Genomic DNA, 14,963 nt, shown 5'->3' with positions numbered 1-14,963 from the left:
TACGCCGATTTTACTTAATAAATAAAACAAAGCCAAAGCCTACACGGATATCCCGCAAGGCTCTGACTTTGATAATTATTTCTTTCCTGCCACCACAAGTCTGTTCATGGCACGTCGCAGCTTCTGCTCCGCCCTTTCAAACTCTTTCTGGCTAGCATTTTCTCTGAGCTTGTTCTCTGCCGCAGCCTTTGCCTTTTCGGCTCTTGCAACGTCTATCTCATCAGCCCATTCGATAGCAGATGTCACCACTGTCACACCGTCAGCAGACACCTTTATAAGCCCTCCCGAAATAGCGGCTGTTCTGAACTCACCTTCTATTTTGATACGGAAAGGAGAAGAAACGATATTTGCCACATATGGCGCATGACCTGCAAGTATACCGATATCACCTGATACGGTCCTCACAATGATCTGCTCAGTATTTCCCTCAAAAAAAGTTTTTTCAGGGGTTATTATCTTAAGATCAAAAGGCGTCATAATCTTTCTCCACAAGTTTTTACAAATCAGCGTGTGTGACACAAAATTGCCACATACATTCACTATATACTATAATCCGACTCTTGTCAAGTATTTTTCTTTAAACGTTCTGTTACTACTGTTCACTTTCTGCGATCTGTCTGCCCTTTTCAACAGCCTCGTCGATAGTTCCCACAAACAGAAAAGCAGATTCAGGCAGGTCGTCATGCTTGCCCTCGATTATCTCCTTGAAGCCTCTGATAGTCTCCTTGATAGGCACATATTTGCCCTTCATACCTGTGAACTGCTCCGCAACGGAGAACGGCTGTGACAGAAAACGCTGTATCTTTCTTGCTCTTGATACAGTGAGCTTATCCTCGTCAGAAAGCTCGTCCATACCCATGATAGCGATGATATCCTGAAGCTCCACATACCTCTGCAAGATAGACTGGACCTGTCTTGCCACCTGATAATGCTCGTTGCCCACTATCTCAGGTGAAAGTATCCTGGAGTTTGACTCCAACGGGTCAACGGCAGGATAGATACCAAGTGATGAAATACTTCTTGAAAGCACAGTTGTTGCGTCAAGGTGAGCAAACGTAGTTGCAGGCGCAGGGTCTGTCAAATCGTCCGCAGGCACATAAACTGCCTGAACGGAAGTGATAGAGCCTTTTGTTGTTGAAGTGATACGCTCCTGTAACTGACCCATTTCAGTTGCAAGTGTAGGCTGATAACCAACGGCTGACGGCATTCTGCCAAGGAGTGCCGACACCTCAGAACCTGCCTGAGTAAATCTGAATATGTTGTCGATAAAAAGCAACACGTCCTGATGCTCAACATCTCTGAAATACTCCGCCATTGTCAGACCTGAAAGTGCAACTCTCATTCTCGCTCCGGGCGGCTCGTTCATCTGACCATACACAAGCACAGTCTTATCGATAACTCCCGACTCTTTCATCTCATAATAAAGGTCGTTGCCCTCACGGGTACGCTCTCCAACGCCTGTGAATACCGAGATACCACCATGCTGATTGGCAACGTTATTTATAAGCTCCTGAATAAGCACCGTCTTGCCTACTCCTGCACCGCCGAAAAGACCTATCTTTCCGCCTTTCAGATATGGTGCGATAAGGTCGATGACCTTGATACCGGTTTCCAGAATCTCGTTTGAAGCAGACTGCTCTTCGTATGTCGGCGGTTCTCTGTGTATCTCCCAGCGCTCCTTAGTTTCAGGGGCAGGCAGATTGTCAACAGGCTCGCCCAGAAGATTGAACATTCTCGAAAGAGTTTCCTTGCCCACCGGAACAGAAATAGCCTTGCCCGTATCAACAGCGTCGATACCTCTCATAAGTCCGTCTGTAGAGCCCATGGCGATACATCTTACTATATCGTCGCCTATATGCTGAGCCACCTCAACAACGAGCTTTTCGCCCTTGTTGTCTATCTCAATGGCATTGAGCAGGTCAGGCAAGCTGTCCTTTTCAAAGCGTATATCAACTACCGCACCAACTATCTGGACTACCTTGCCTATGTTTTTGCTTTCCATTTATTTACCACCTTTCAAAAAGGGATATCATAGCTTGATATGTTTAAAAGCCTGCAAAATGCAGACGAACGCTGTTCGCCCCTGCAAGACTTCTCCAACAATATCCACAACATTTACTTTTGAACGCCCACATTCGGGCATAATTATTCTTCCTATCTTCCGATAGTTGCCGAGCTTATCTCTGTAAGCTCCTGAGTTATCTGCGCCTGTCTTGCTCTGTTGTAAAGAAGCGACAGATTGTCTATCATTTCTCCTGCGTTGTCCGTTGCAGACTCCATTGCAGTACGTCTTGCCGCCTGCTCAGAAGCGTAAGAATCCACTATCGCAGAATAAAGCATACCGCCTATATACTGCGGTATCATGCCGTCAAAGACCTCCTCAGGGGACGGGTCATAGATAGTTGACGGGTGCTTTCTTCCCCCAAGCTTGTCAAGATCCTCCACGGGAAGTATCTGCAAACTGCAAGGCTCCTGTGTCAGCGCCGACACGAATGTGGTATACACAAGCTCTACCTTGTCATAATCCCCATTTCTGAAGCCTGCGATAATATCTTCCACAATGTCTATAACAGTGTCAGTGTCAATGCTCTCCGCTATCTGCGGATATTTCCACACAAGGTCATAGTCACGCTTCTCAAAGAACTCAACAGCCTTTTTGCCCACAGCCATAACACGAAGCTGACCGCCTGATGACAGCACATCGTCAGCCTTTGCCTTAGCCATTTTCAGCACGTTGGAGTTAAATCCTCCTGCAAGTCCCCTGTCGCCTGCCACCACTATAAGCAGTGTGGAATTAAGAAACTTCTTCTTTGTATACACCGACTTGAAAGCTCTGTCGCAGGATATATCGCACATTGTCTTAAAAAGCGTTTCAAAGAACGGCTGAACTGCCACCGCCTTGTCTTTGGCACGTCTGAGCTTAGAAGCCGCCACAAGCTGCATGGCTTTTGTTATCTGCATGGTGCTTTCAACGCTTTTGATACGTCTTTTGACGTCTTTCATATTAGCTGTTGCCATCGCTCAGCGCTCCTTATCTGCTTTGAAGAAACTTCTGTGAATACTCCGCAAGCACATCCTTTATTGCCTGTTCATTCTCTTTTGTAAGCTCTCCTGTTTCTCTTATTGAAGAGAAAATATCAGGGTGAGTTTCATCTATATACACAAAAAGGTCTTTCTCAAATTCAGCGATATCCTCAACTCTGATATTTTTCAGATAGTTGTTTACCACCGCATAGATTATGACCACCTGCTTCTCAACGTCAAGCGGTGAGGTCTTGCCCTGCTTGAGCACCTCCACTATACGTTCGCCCTGTGCAAGTCTTTCCTTTGTGTCCTTGTCAAGGTCAGAGCCGAACTGCGAGAACGACTGCAACTCTCTGTACTGCGAATACAGCAGTTTCAGCGAGCCTGAAACCTTTTTCATAGCCTTTATCTGTGCCGAACCGCCTACACGGGATACTGATATACCAGGGTTTACTGCAGGTCTGACGCCTGAGAAGAACAGCTCAGATTCAAGGAATATCTGTCCGTCAGTGATAGATATAACGTTTGTCGGGATATAAGCCGAAACATCGCCTGCCTGAGTTTCGATAATAGGCAGAGCGGTTATAGAGCCTCCGCCGTAGTCCTTGTTAAGACAGCAGGCTCTCTCCAAAAGTCTTGAATGGAGATAGAAAACATCTCCCGGATAAGCCTCACGTCCTGTTGGTCTTTGGAGCAGAAGTGACATAGTTCTGTATGCCACAGCGTGCTTTGAAAGGTCGTCATAAACGCACAGCACGTCCTTGCCCTGAAGCATGAAATACTCAGCCATTGCAACTCCTGCATATGGTGCAATATACTGCAAAGGCGCCATTTCAGATGCCGTTGCCGATACAACTATAGAATAATCCATTGCCCCATGCTTAGAAAGGGTATCCACCACGTTTGCCACAGTAGACTGCTTCTGACCTATCGCAACATAGATACAGATAACGTCCTTGCCTTTCTGATTTATTATAGTATCAAGTGCTATAGAAGTTTTACCTGTCTGTCTGTCGCCTATAATAAGCTCACGCTGACCCCTGCCTATCGGTATCATAGAGTCGATAGCCTTGATACCTGTCTGCAATGGTCTGTTTACTGATTGTCTTGTAATTATTCCGAAAGCAGGGCTTTCCACAGGTCTTGTTTCTGTTGTAAGCACAGCGCCCCTGCCGTCGATAGGTGCACCGAGAGCGTTCACGACTCTGCCAAGCAGTGCATCGCCAACAGGCACAGAAACTATCCTGCCTGTTCTCTTTACTCCCGAGCCCTCTTTTATTCCGTCCTCAGAGCCGAGAAGTACACAGCCTACAAAATCCTGCTCCAAGTTCATTGCCATGCCGTATGTTCCGTTAGAAAATTCAAGAAGTTCGCCTGACATACACTTGTCAAGTCCATGAACTCTTGAAATTCCGTCGCCAACAGTGCAGACCGTCCCCACATCGTCAAGCTCAAGCTTGCTGCGGTAGTCCTTGATCTGCTGTTTTATCAAGCCTGTTATTTCATCAGGACGTAATTTCATGTTAAAATACCGTTCCTTTCCTATGCAATGACCCCGTCGATCTGAGCCTTGATATCATCAAGCTTAGTTCTGACGCTGCCGTCTATTTCTGTGTCTGAATATCTCAGCACGATACCGCCCATAAGGCTTTTATCCACCTTTTCCACAAGCACTATCTTTGCCCCCGAAACAGCCTCCAGCTTAGCCACAAGCTTGTCCCTGAGCCTTTCAGACAGAGGCATAGCCGTCACCGCAGTGACCTCTATGATATTATTATGCTTTTCATAAAGCTCCTTGAACTTTGCGCATATCTCAGGCAGAAACCTTATCCTGCCCTTTTCGCTCACAAGGCAAAGAAAATTAAGCGTAACAGGCTGTATCCTGCCCATAAACACCTTTTCCAGCGCCGCCCTTTTTTCGTTCTCCGTCACCAGCGGCGACGCAAGCAGCTCCACATATTCCTCCTGACCCTGAGAGAAAAGTATATCCCTTATGCTCCCAAGCTCACCATAGACTTCATCAAGGCAGTTTTCCTCGCAGCACACCTCGAAAAGTGCATTGCCGTAAATATTCCCGATACTGTCTGCCATTACATCTCACCCACATTGTCAATGAACTTCTCGATAAGACGTTCGTTGTCCTCGCCTGTCATATCCTTTTCCACAACTGCCGCCGCAGCCGAGAAAGCAATATCGGTGATCTCGTTCTTGATCTGGTTGACAGCGATCTTCTTTTCTCTTTCGATCTCTCTTGAAGCGTTGTCCACAAGACCCTTTGCCTCAGTTCTCGCTTCGCTGATTATCTCGTCAGAACGCTGTTGAGCCTTTCTTGTTGCCGTCTGTATAATCTGTGCAGACTCTTCCTTTGCACCCTCTAATCTGCTTGTATACTCAGCTTCAAGCTTCTCGGCATTTTCTTTTGCCTCGTCAGCCTGCCTGTAAGTTTCCTTAACATCATTTTTCCTGTCCTCGATGACCTTGTTCACCTTATCGAACAGAAAATGCTTGAGCACCAAAAACAGTATGAGCGTATTGAGCAAAGTCGCAATTATCGTTGTCAGATCTATTGACAGAAACTCTGTCACATCGCCTGCTGCCAATACCATTTATCCAACCTCCCCTCCGCACCAATGCAGAGCAAATCTTGTTTGAAGCTTTTTATTAAAGCTTTCCGATAAATGGGTTAGCAAAGAGCAGGATAAGTGCAACTACGAATGCGTAGATACCTGTTGACTCAGCCATAGCAACGCCTATGAACATTGTTCTTGTGCAGTCGCCCTTAGCCTCAGGCTGTCTTGCGATAGCCTCAATAGTCTTTCCTACTGCGTAGCCCTCACCGATACCAGGTCCGATACCTGCGATCATTGCAAGTCCTGCACCGATTGCTGAACAGCCAAGAAGAATAGCCTTTTCCATAATGATAAACCTCCGTTATTTACTATTTACTTTTTTATACTTTCCGCAAAAGCGGTAATTTACTCTGTTTCTGCCGCCGCACCAACGTTTACCATGGTGAGCATTGAGAAGATATAAGCCTGTATGCACCCTGAGAACAGGTCGAAATACACGCTGAGTACCGCAGGTATACCTACCTGAAATACACTGAACGCCCATGAGCCTGCCTCAAAAGTCAGTCCAAGCGCCGATGACAGTGAGCCGAGCGCACCATAAAGCAGTCCCGTTATTACCATGCCGCCTGCAACGTTGCCGAACAGACGGAACGCCATAGACGCAGGCGTTGCCACCTCGCTGATGATATTAAGCGGCAGGATAAAAGCCACAGGCTGTGCAAAGCTTTTAAGATAGCCCTTGAAACCATTCGCTTTTATCTTGTTGTATGTGATAAGCACGAATGTCATAAGAGCCCACGTTGCCGTAACATTGATGTCCGCAGTCATAGACCTCAGACCTATCATACTGATAAGAGCGCCAAACACCGCATAAATAAGCAGCGTAGCAATATAAGGGGCATACTTCATCATCTTAACGCCCATGTTCTCTTTGACCATGTTGTTGACGAAGTTCACAAGCATCTCCGCAACCACCTGACGTTTTTTCTCAGGCACTTTTTTCAAATCGTGTGTGAGCCACAAGCACAGTATCAGCACCGCAACTATAATAAGCCAACCCATCACCACCGTTTCGGTGATCCTCAGACTGCCTATTTCAAACACTATCTTAGGGCCGTTTCCTATACCCGTCATTTATTTATCCCTTCTTTCTCTTATCTGTATGACATACAGAATTATCCTCGGATAAAACTGCGGAAGCAGTATCCCAACTGGACTTACTGCCTTCGTGAGCATAGCCCCCGCACAAAGAACAAAAAGCACTCCATACCTAGTCATGTAACACCCAAGCATTGTCCGCTTAGCCTTTTTGCCCTCAAGCTCCACAACCTTTTCGCAGGTCACACCAAGGTAGTACATACAAAGGCACATATAGCCCCAGCCCAATGCAAAGCCCGCAAGCTGTGTGATGTCAAAGCCCCACAGCAAAGTAAATGCCCAGCATACAACAGCCATAACACCGCCCCATAAGCATATTTTTTTCAGCAAGCCGCCAAGCTCAGAGCCTATATTTTTCACTTATTTTCTCCGATTTTCATAAAGAAATCCACCATAAATCTTTACATTTTCTTAATAGCAGAAAATATCTGCCTGATGTATTTCATTATACCACACAGCCCCACATTTTTAAAGAGCAAACCGCAAACTTAAACATTTATTTTACATGGATTTTACACTTCGTTCACAGTTAGTCAAATAATTAGTTAATTATGATTTGGCGTTAATAATTTGTCAATAGTCAACCATTGACTTTTGACATTGTTTGAGTTTTATCATACGATTTCACAATAAAAAACGGACTGCCGCAAGCCGAAATAATATCACGGCTGAGCAGTCCGCAAGCATATGTGCAGCTTATCTGATGATATCGTCAACAACGCTTTCTACAGTGCTTACAGTATCATCAATAATATCCGCACCACCGCTTACAGTGTCCTTGATACCATCGCCAACACGGCTCACAAGCGTGTCGCTGTCATCACGTCTGCTTGTGACCTCATTTTTAGAAGTTGTGGTCGCAGTAACGCCGGAAGATGTCGAACCTGAGTTATCGTCATTTCTTGAACAGCCTGCGAGCATAACACCGCAAAGACCGAGACAAGTTAGCATAGCGAACATTTTTTTCATAATTAAGTTCCTTTCAGTATAAGATATGCCATTTTAGGCTAATGCTATTATTTCTCGGAGATGAGGATATATTCATAAAAAAACAAAAAAGAGACGAGCTAAAAGCCCATCTCTTTGTCAGATCAAAAAATCAATAGAACCGCGATTTCTTTTTCTTGATAACGAAAATAACAGCACCGACAATAACCACCGCAACGACCACAATAACTACAATGCCTACTACTCCGATACCCTTTGAAGATTCAGCCTCAGATGACGAAGTGCTGCTCAGTCCGTTTGACTTAGGCTGTATCTTTAAGCCCTGCACGATCTCCTGTGCCTTTGCACTTTTATTGTAGCCATCGAGATTCATTACCTGAAGATCTACATCGTTCTTCTGCAACGGAGTATCTATTACAAGATTATCAATATAAAGCACATCTGTCTTATCCATTTTCTTTATAACCGGTATCTCAAATACGAACTTTGTTGCTCCGCACTTGTCAGGTACTGGTATAAGTGCTGTCGCATACTGAGTAACATTATTGCTTGCATCTGTATTTATTTCAAGCTGAACACTATTGCTGGTCACCTTTTTGTATTCCTCAGTACAAGGAAAAGCAAACACAGAATCTCCCATAAGCTTGCCCTGAGCGTCCTGATTTATCCTGTACTTAAAAGAAATCATACAGCCGTCAAAACAAGTCATACCAAAATCCTTGGCGTCGATCTCAACGCCCATCGTTATATAAGGCGCATCTTCAGAATCAGAGCCAGGATAAACCAAATTCTTATCGTCATCTCTTATAAGCGAAGCAAAAGTACAATAATCGCTTATGTCATTAGGCTGTGTTGCTGTTATCTTAAGGCTTGCACCCTGATAAGCATAGGTCTTTTCTTGGGATGCTCCCACTGAAATCTTCTCACCGTCAGGAGTCACCTTGATATATCTCTCCCAATCCTTCATATCAAACGACAAGGACGGTGCTGAAGTATCTGTTGTAAGGATACTCTTGTCGGCACTATATTCAGGTATTTCAGCCTCACTGTCGGCATAAGCAGGCACAGCACAAACGCCAAGCATCATTATCGCTGATACCACGCCAAGTATTCTCTTTGATCTCATTTTAATTCTTATCCTCCCTTGATACTATTGTATGTAAACGCTTTCATAGCCGTTCACACAAGTATCGAAACGTTATAAAACACTATTAATATTTTACACCTTTTTAACAAATCTGTCAAGTGTACCATACAATTTTTCATATAATGTAACTGTTTTGTAATACAAGCTAAGCGTTTTAACCAAAATAACCACACGATTTTTATGAATAAGCTCTTATTGACAGCCATTTTTATCAAAAAAAGACCGCCTTCTCAGACGGTCCTGCGAACTTATTGAATACCAAGGAACTGGAAATACTGCTTATCCGGCATTGTTGTAACAGAAGTGGCTCTCAGGTCATCAGCCTCCGAAAGTCTGTACTGCACCTTGAGAACTCCGTCCTCCTTTACCCAGCCAACATCAGGAACTGTTCCTCTTATACCCTTGTTGGAAATGGTCTTTTTGATACCTTTCTGCTTAAGAGTAAAGAATTTAAGCTCGATATCCTGATTGTATGGTACTACGCATATCTTTACAGCACCCTTGTCGCTGTCCTTTACATCATAAAGTATTATCTGATACTGGCCGTCAGGCGATATGGTATTTGATTCTGAAGTTACTTCAGTGAGCTTCTTGAAGTTATCTCTGTAGAGAGCATAAACACTTGACGATGTGTCAAGATCTGAATTTAGCACAGTTTCAACAGACGTGCCTCCGAAAAGGATATTAAGCACAAAGTATGCAACTATTCCAAGAACATACAAAAGCAGATATATTGTACCCATTATAACCTTTACAGTTTCGTTCGTGCCTGCTGCAAAGAACATTATGATAGCAACAATGAACGGCGGAACTATCAATATCCAGTCGCCCATGTTGAAAAGTATCATGCAGAACACGACCGGAAGCATGAGTATGCTCAGTATCTCCGTCACAAGCTCACGTCTTGAAAAGAGCATAAGTCCCATAAAAACTACGTTAAGCACCACATACACTGTGAAAAACGATTTTTCTCTGCCTGCCGCAAACTCCAGATCATACAGGAACGTTGCATAAGTGAGCAGAGTTATTACAGCAAAGTAAGCGACATTGAAAACTGATACCGCTCGCTTTACCCATACGTTAGATAAAAAATCCTTCATTTTTAGTCCTCCCTAGACACTCTGTTCTTTTATTTTACACGAAATTACGCAAAAAATCAAGTGCTTTATTTCTTTATTTTTTCTTAAAACACAAATCAGACATATCAAATAATATTTAATTGGCTGAATGCCGTCAATTGAGTATTATCTCCTCACCGCCGCTGAGTCCCGAAAGTATCTCAACGTTGTCGTTGTCCTCAATGCCAAGCTCTACGTCCTGCTCTATCTTTACACCGTCCACAAGCAGGTTCACATAGTTGCGTCCATCAAGCTTCTTCACCGCCTTCTGCGGAACTATAACAGTATCAAGCCTTGAATACACGTCAAAGACAACCTCTATGCCGCCAAGATCCAGCATATCGTTCTCCTCGTCAGGGGTTATAACATAAACATATGCCGAGAAATCTCCGCTCTCATTGTAGATTATATCCGTCACAGTGCCGCCCATCGTATTGGCACCCTGCACTATCTGCACTGCAGTGCCAAAATTGACGTTTGTGAGCGCGTTATCAAACACAGACACGCACAGAGCCTTTTGTGATTTATCGGAAGTATACCCAAGCACCTCGCCCTTATTCACCGGCATGAACGCTGTCAGCTCCTGACCTTGTCTGTCTGCAAGATCAAACTGTCCGTCACATGGAGCGTAAACCTTATAATCCTCCAAGGACGCCACAAGACTGTCATATTTGAGCTGTTCTATCTGTAAGTCATACTGAGAAAGCTGTATCTCACTGTAGTCAGCATCGTTCGCCTGCAATGTAGCGACCGTCTGCTTCGCCTGATTGAGCCTTATTTCTTCCTCTTCTATCTGTTCGTCCACATCGTCAGAATAAAGTGTGCAAAGCAGGTCACCCTTTTTCACATCACAAGGCGACTCCACATCTATAGACTTTATCTGACCGCTTGCCTTGAAGGTGACAGTTTCACTGTAAGGGTAATCATAAACGCCCTCCTGATGATACTCCTGAGAGATATCTCCTATCTCAGCTTTTACCGTCTTATATGTTATATCCTTAGTTTCAAGAATAGGCACAGCTATCTCGTCTTTTTTCTCCGACTTTCCGCAGGCGCAAAGTCCGAAACACATTGCCGCTGCTGAGATCAAAGCAATAAATCTTATACTTTTCATAAAAAAGCCCTCTCGGTAATATAAAACTGCGGACACACTCCGTCGCAGTGAATTATACCACATTTTCCGTCATTTTTCAAGCTTATCCCCTACATATCGTATATCTATTGTATAACTGCACAACACTGTCTGCCTATATTTATACAGGTTTACCACAGCAGTTCACCGATAATAGAGTTTGAAGCCAGAAATCCCGCAGGCGTAAGCCTTAAAATACCCTTTTCGACCACGCAAAGCCCCTGTTTCTGAAACAAAGCCGCCTTCTTGCGGATATTCTCCCCAAGCTCTTTACCACCAAGCTCCTCAGCTTTACCTATGTCAATGCCCTCCGTGAGCCTTAACCCCAGCATGACATACTCCTCTGCCTTGTCAGGGTCATCCTCAAGCACCACCATGCTCTGCATCTTGTCAGAAATAAACTCCTCAACATCGCTCTTGCAGTAATATCTCTCATTATCAAAGAAAGAATGTGCCGACGGGCCAATGCCTATATATTCTTCCCCGTGCCAATATTTAAGATTGTGCCGTGATTTTCCGTCCTCTTTGGCAAAATTTGATATCTCATACTGTAAGAAGCCCTTACTTGCAAGCTGTCCCACAGTTTGCAAATACATATCGCACAGCATATCGTCATCAGCTACAGCGTTTCTCATCTCATCACAATCAAAAGCCGTACCCTTTTCTATTTTCAGCATATAAGCAGAAATATGATCAACAGGGAGTGCCGTAAGGCTCTCTATGCTATCCCAAAGGCTTTCAAGGGTCTGACCCTTTACCCCGAGCATGATGTCGCAGGAGATGTGCCTAAATCCCACCTGAGCCGCCGTTTCCACAGCCGACTTTGCCTGAGAAAAGTCATGAAGCCTGCCCAAGAAGCCAAGCTCCCTGTCATTAGCCGATTGAACGCCAAAAGAAAGCCTTGTTACCCCTGCTTTTCTCCACACTGACATCTTCTCCCTGTCCACAGAGCTGGGATTAGCCTCCAAGGTTATTTCAGGCTGGCAAAGATCAAAGCACTTTCCTGCCGTATCTATTATCCTGTCAACCTGTTCAGCCGACAGCACAGAGGGCGTACCGCCACCGAAGTAGATAGTATCGCATTTTATGTCCCTACCCTTGAAAGCCTCAATATTGCGGCACACAGCCTGCGTGTAGTCCTCATAAAGCTCAGGCCTGCAAACGGAATAGAAGTCACAGTAAGGGCATTTTCTTTTACAGAAAGGCACATGGATATAAATTCCCGTCATAGCATATCCTCGTCATCATCAAAAGCCTTGTCGATATACTCTCCTGTTTTTTCACGGTTGAGCCGAAATCTCTCTATCGCCTTTTTCACACCAAATATACCGCCCCACACAAGGAACATACAAAGGCTTATAAGCACTGCATAAAGCACGAAATAAGCCTGCTGTTTCAAACTGAGTTGAAAATACACCGACCGCCTGTTTAGCATATCGGAAACTTTGGGGTGGATAACGATATAGCAGATAACGCCAAGAATACCTGCATAAGCAAGTGTGCATACCATGCCCATAAAAGCTTCCTTGAATTTGAGTGCCGAGAATTTAGCTCCTGCACACACCGCCCACACAGCGATAAGCACAAGCCCAGCCGCCGCAGAGATATTAGCATACACCTCATAAAGCACAGGCAATATCACCGCACCGCTCAGCCCGAAAGCCAGCGACAATTTCATAGACTTTTGTATATCAGGCATAGCTGCTCCTTTCAAAAAAATGTTGATATATTTGTATAAACCAAAACCTATCCACTCTCCGAACGGGCTGTCGAGGGCGCCAGCCCCTACGCCAAAATTCTACCGTTGCAAAATTACTCCGCTCGGTGTTTTCTCTACTTTGTATTGGTGATTTGCTCGGTATGGCTCCGCCATTCCTCACTCCTCACTGAAACTCTCTACTCGTCCAGTTTCAGCACCGACATAAACGCTTCCTGCGGCACTGACACAGATCCAAGCTGTCTCATTCGCTTCTTTCCCTCTTTTTGCTTCTCCAACAGCTTCTTCTTTCTTGTAATATCTCCGCCATAGCACTTAGCAAGCACGTCTTTTCTCATAGCCTTGATAGTTTCTCTGGCTATTATCTTTCCGCCGATAGCCGCCTGCACAGGTATCTCAAAAAGCTGTCTTGGTATATTCTCTTTAAGCTTCTCCGTCAGTCTTCTGCCCCTTGAATAAGCCTTATCCTCGTGTACGATGAATGAAAGTGCGTCCACCACCTCGCCGTTAAGGAGTATATCAAGCTTCACAAGCTTAGACTTCGCATAGCCCATCATCTCATAGTCAAATGAAGCATAGCCCTTTGTGCGTGATTTCAATGCGTCAAAGAAGTCATAAACTATCTCGTTGAGTGGAAGCTGATAATGCAGGTCAACTCTAGTTTCGTCTATATACTTCATATCCTTGTATACGCCACGTCTGTCCTGACAAAGCTCCATTATATTTCCAACATATTCAGACGGCGTGTAAATATGTGCGTTCACTATCGGTTCCTCTGCCGAAGCAATATTTGCCACATCAGGATAATTTGTCGGGTTATCTATAAACACAGTTTCACCGTTAGTCAGATTTACCTTATAAATAACCGACGGTGCAGTTGTGATAAGGTCGAGATTATATTCTCTCTCCAAACGCTCTTGGATTATCTCCATGTGCAGAAGTCCGAGAAAGCCACATCTGAAACCAAAGCCCAATGCAATTGAAGTTTCAGGCTCGAAGGACAGTGAAGCGTCATTGAGCATAAGCTTTTCCAAAGCGTCACGAAGGTCAGGATATTTTGCTCCGTCCGCAGGATAGATTCCGCAGTAAACCATAGGGTTTACTTTCTTATATCCAGGGAGTGCCTCAGCGCAAGGCTCAGCCGCATTTGTCACAGTATCGCCCACACGAGTGTCGCCGATATCCTTGATAGAAGCAGCGATATATCCTACCTCGCCTGCATGAAGCTCTCCCACAGGCACAAGGTCAGTTGCTCCCATATAGCCTATCTCCACCGTCTGAAATTCAGCCCCCGTAGCCATAAGCCTAATGGTATCTCCAGCCTTGATATGCCCCTCTTTCACACGACAGTATATGATAACTCCCTTGTACTGGTCATAATAGCTGTCGAAAATAAGAGCCTTAAGCGGAGCGTTCTCGTCGCCCTTTGGGCATGGTATATCCTTTACAACACGTTCAAGCACCTCTTTGACGTTCGTACCCATTTTAGCTGATATCCTCGGAGCGTCCATAGCAGGAATGCCTATAACGTTCTCTACCTCTGTGCAAGCCCTTTCAGGGTCAGCGGACGGCAGGTCTATTTTGTTTATAACAGGCACTACCTCGAGGTCATGTTCGATAGCAAGATAAGTGTTTGCAAGGGTCTGCGCTTCTATACCCTGGGAAGCGTCAACGATAAGCAATGCACCCTCGCAGGCAGCAAGAGAACGTGACACCTCATAGTTGAAGTCAACGTGACCTGGGGTGTCGATAAGGTTGAAAACATAGTCCTGCCCGTCGTCAGCGTGATAATTAAGGCGCACCGCACGAGCTTTGATAGTGATACCTCTTTCTCGCTCGATATCCATATTATCGAGAAGCTGATCTTCCATATCTCTCAGCTTCACAGTATCGGTAAGCTCCAAAATTCTGTCGGCAAGAGTAGATTTGCCGTGGTCTATATGAGCTATAATGCAGAAATTTCGTATATTATTTTCGTTCATTTACTGATTTTCCTCTCTCAGACAAGTATACTTTTCCATAATACTTTATTATAACACGCTTGCCCCACATTGTCAATTTCTCCGCAAAGAAAAAAAGGCGCTGTAAAAAAAGCGCAACAAAGCCCGTGGATTCCCTCGATATGGAAGCCCACGGGCTTTAATATATC

General features: G+C 44.8%; 16 protein-coding genes. All 16 read right to left on the bottom strand.

Features of this window, described 5'->3' with window-relative positions; translation table 11 throughout:
* Positions 1 to 75: 75 nt before the first annotated feature.
* A complete protein-coding gene (gene atpC / locus AB5123_RS05610; RefSeq protein ID WP_022288612.1) occupies positions 76 to 477 on the bottom strand; it encodes an ATP synthase F1 subunit epsilon in 402 nt (133 codons plus the stop codon).
* A 115-nt stretch (positions 478 to 592) separates the two neighbouring features.
* Positions 593 to 2,002, bottom strand: coding sequence for a F0F1 ATP synthase subunit beta (gene atpD / locus AB5123_RS05605; RefSeq protein ID WP_038671187.1), 1,410 nt, complete (start codon positions 2,000 to 2,002; stop codon positions 593 to 595).
* Positions 2,003 to 2,154: 152 nt separating this feature from the next.
* On the bottom strand, positions 2,155 to 3,018 hold the full coding sequence (atpG, locus tag AB5123_RS05600; RefSeq protein ID WP_117892207.1) for an ATP synthase F1 subunit gamma: 864 nt from the start codon (positions 3,016 to 3,018) through the stop codon (positions 2,155 to 2,157).
* A 13-nt stretch (positions 3,019 to 3,031) separates the two neighbouring features.
* Positions 3,032 to 4,546: a F0F1 ATP synthase subunit alpha gene (atpA, locus tag AB5123_RS05595; RefSeq protein WP_022288615.1), complete on the bottom strand. Its 1,515-nt coding sequence runs from the start codon at positions 4,544 to 4,546 to the stop codon at positions 3,032 to 3,034.
* A 20-nt stretch (positions 4,547 to 4,566) separates the two neighbouring features.
* The gene (atpH, locus tag AB5123_RS05590; RefSeq protein ID WP_117877640.1) at positions 4,567 to 5,115 is read right to left on the bottom strand and encodes an ATP synthase F1 subunit delta; all 549 of its coding nucleotides are present in this window, start codon (positions 5,113 to 5,115) and stop codon (positions 4,567 to 4,569) included.
* Positions 5,115 to 5,630: a F0F1 ATP synthase subunit B gene (atpF, locus tag AB5123_RS05585; protein ID WP_038671185.1), complete on the bottom strand. Its 516-nt coding sequence runs from the start codon at positions 5,628 to 5,630 to the stop codon at positions 5,115 to 5,117. Before atpF ends, atpH begins: the two co-directional genes overlap by 1 nt.
* Positions 5,631 to 5,685: 55 nt before the next feature.
* Positions 5,686 to 5,940 (bottom strand): ATP synthase F0 subunit C, encoded by a 255-nt coding sequence (gene atpE / locus AB5123_RS05580; RefSeq protein WP_022288618.1) that lies wholly within the window; start codon positions 5,938 to 5,940, stop codon positions 5,686 to 5,688.
* A 59-nt stretch (positions 5,941 to 5,999) separates the two neighbouring features.
* A complete protein-coding gene (locus AB5123_RS05575; RefSeq protein ID WP_046439674.1) occupies positions 6,000 to 6,728 on the bottom strand; it encodes a F0F1 ATP synthase subunit A in 729 nt (242 codons plus the stop codon).
* The gene (locus AB5123_RS05570; protein WP_117924226.1) at positions 6,729 to 7,112 is read right to left on the bottom strand and encodes a hypothetical protein; all 384 of its coding nucleotides are present in this window, start codon (positions 7,110 to 7,112) and stop codon (positions 6,729 to 6,731) included. It abuts the gene before it with no gap.
* Between the two features lie 336 nt (positions 7,113 to 7,448).
* A complete protein-coding gene (locus AB5123_RS05565) occupies positions 7,449 to 7,721 on the bottom strand; it encodes a hypothetical protein (protein WP_022288621.1) in 273 nt (90 codons plus the stop codon).
* Between the two features lie 130 nt (positions 7,722 to 7,851).
* Positions 7,852 to 8,826, bottom strand: a complete 975-nt coding sequence (locus AB5123_RS05560; protein ID WP_022288622.1) for a hypothetical protein — start codon at positions 8,824 to 8,826, stop codon at positions 7,852 to 7,854.
* A 269-nt stretch (positions 8,827 to 9,095) separates the two neighbouring features.
* Entirely contained in the window at positions 9,096 to 9,947 is an 852-nt protein-coding gene (locus AB5123_RS05555; protein ID WP_256321386.1) for a hypothetical protein, read from the bottom strand.
* 133 nt (positions 9,948 to 10,080) lie between these two features.
* Positions 10,081 to 11,079: an efflux RND transporter periplasmic adaptor subunit gene (locus tag AB5123_RS05550; protein ID WP_256320942.1), complete on the bottom strand. Its 999-nt coding sequence runs from the start codon at positions 11,077 to 11,079 to the stop codon at positions 10,081 to 10,083.
* A gap of 149 nt (positions 11,080 to 11,228) precedes the next feature.
* A complete protein-coding gene (gene hemW, locus AB5123_RS05545; protein ID WP_337777763.1) occupies positions 11,229 to 12,326 on the bottom strand; it encodes a radical SAM family heme chaperone HemW in 1,098 nt (365 codons plus the stop codon).
* Positions 12,323 to 12,796 carry a hypothetical protein gene (locus AB5123_RS05540; RefSeq protein ID WP_022288626.1) on the bottom strand — a complete coding sequence of 158 codons (474 nt, stop codon included), beginning with the start codon at positions 12,794 to 12,796 and terminating at the stop codon, positions 12,323 to 12,325. Before AB5123_RS05540 ends, hemW begins: the two co-directional genes overlap by 4 nt.
* A gap of 197 nt (positions 12,797 to 12,993) precedes the next feature.
* Positions 12,994 to 14,796, bottom strand: coding sequence for a translation elongation factor 4 (lepA, locus tag AB5123_RS05535; protein WP_022288627.1), 1,803 nt, complete (start codon positions 14,794 to 14,796; stop codon positions 12,994 to 12,996).
* Positions 14,797 to 14,963: the final 167 nt, after the last annotated feature.

The organism is Ruminococcus sp. RTP21204st1_B2_RTP21204_210225 (genome assembly GCF_040914135.1).
In the GTDB taxonomy this organism is placed as follows: domain Bacteria; phylum Bacillota; class Clostridia; order Oscillospirales; family Ruminococcaceae; genus Hominimerdicola; species Hominimerdicola aceti.
This window is presented reverse-complemented; position numbering and strand designations above follow the sequence as displayed.

Excerpts from the sequence above, each read along its gene's own strand:
- atpC (WP_022288612.1), bottom strand. The coding sequence starts at position 477 with ATGACGCCTTTTGATCTTAAGATAATAACCCCTGAAAAAACTTTTTTT.
- atpD (WP_038671187.1), bottom strand. The coding sequence starts at position 2,002 with ATGGAAAGCAAAAACATAGGCAAGGTAGTCCAGATAGTTGGTGCGGTA.
- atpG (WP_117892207.1), bottom strand. The coding sequence starts at position 3,018 with ATGGCAACAGCTAATATGAAAGACGTCAAAAGACGTATCAAAAGCGTT.
- atpA (WP_022288615.1), bottom strand. The coding sequence starts at position 4,546 with ATGAAATTACGTCCTGATGAAATAACAGGCTTGATAAAACAGCAGATC.
- atpH (WP_117877640.1), bottom strand. The coding sequence starts at position 5,115 with ATGGCAGACAGTATCGGGAATATTTACGGCAATGCACTTTTCGAGGTG.
- atpF (WP_038671185.1), bottom strand. The coding sequence starts at position 5,630 with ATGGTATTGGCAGCAGGCGATGTGACAGAGTTTCTGTCAATAGATCTG.
- atpE (WP_022288618.1), bottom strand. The coding sequence starts at position 5,940 with ATGGAAAAGGCTATTCTTCTTGGCTGTTCAGCAATCGGTGCAGGACTT.
- AB5123_RS05575 (WP_046439674.1), bottom strand. The coding sequence starts at position 6,728 with ATGACGGGTATAGGAAACGGCCCTAAGATAGTGTTTGAAATAGGCAGT.
- AB5123_RS05565 (WP_022288621.1), bottom strand. The coding sequence starts at position 7,721 with ATGAAAAAAATGTTCGCTATGCTAACTTGTCTCGGTCTTTGCGGTGTT.
- AB5123_RS05560 (WP_022288622.1), bottom strand. The coding sequence starts at position 8,826 with ATGAGATCAAAGAGAATACTTGGCGTGGTATCAGCGATAATGATGCTT.
- AB5123_RS05555 (WP_256321386.1), bottom strand. The coding sequence starts at position 9,947 with ATGAAGGATTTTTTATCTAACGTATGGGTAAAGCGAGCGGTATCAGTT.
- AB5123_RS05550 (WP_256320942.1), bottom strand. The coding sequence starts at position 11,079 with ATGAAAAGTATAAGATTTATTGCTTTGATCTCAGCAGCGGCAATGTGT.
- hemW (WP_337777763.1), bottom strand. The coding sequence starts at position 12,326 with ATGACGGGAATTTATATCCATGTGCCTTTCTGTAAAAGAAAATGCCCT.
- AB5123_RS05540 (WP_022288626.1), bottom strand. The coding sequence starts at position 12,796 with ATGCCTGATATACAAAAGTCTATGAAATTGTCGCTGGCTTTCGGGCTG.
- lepA (WP_022288627.1), bottom strand. The coding sequence starts at position 14,796 with ATGAACGAAAATAATATACGAAATTTCTGCATTATAGCTCATATAGAC.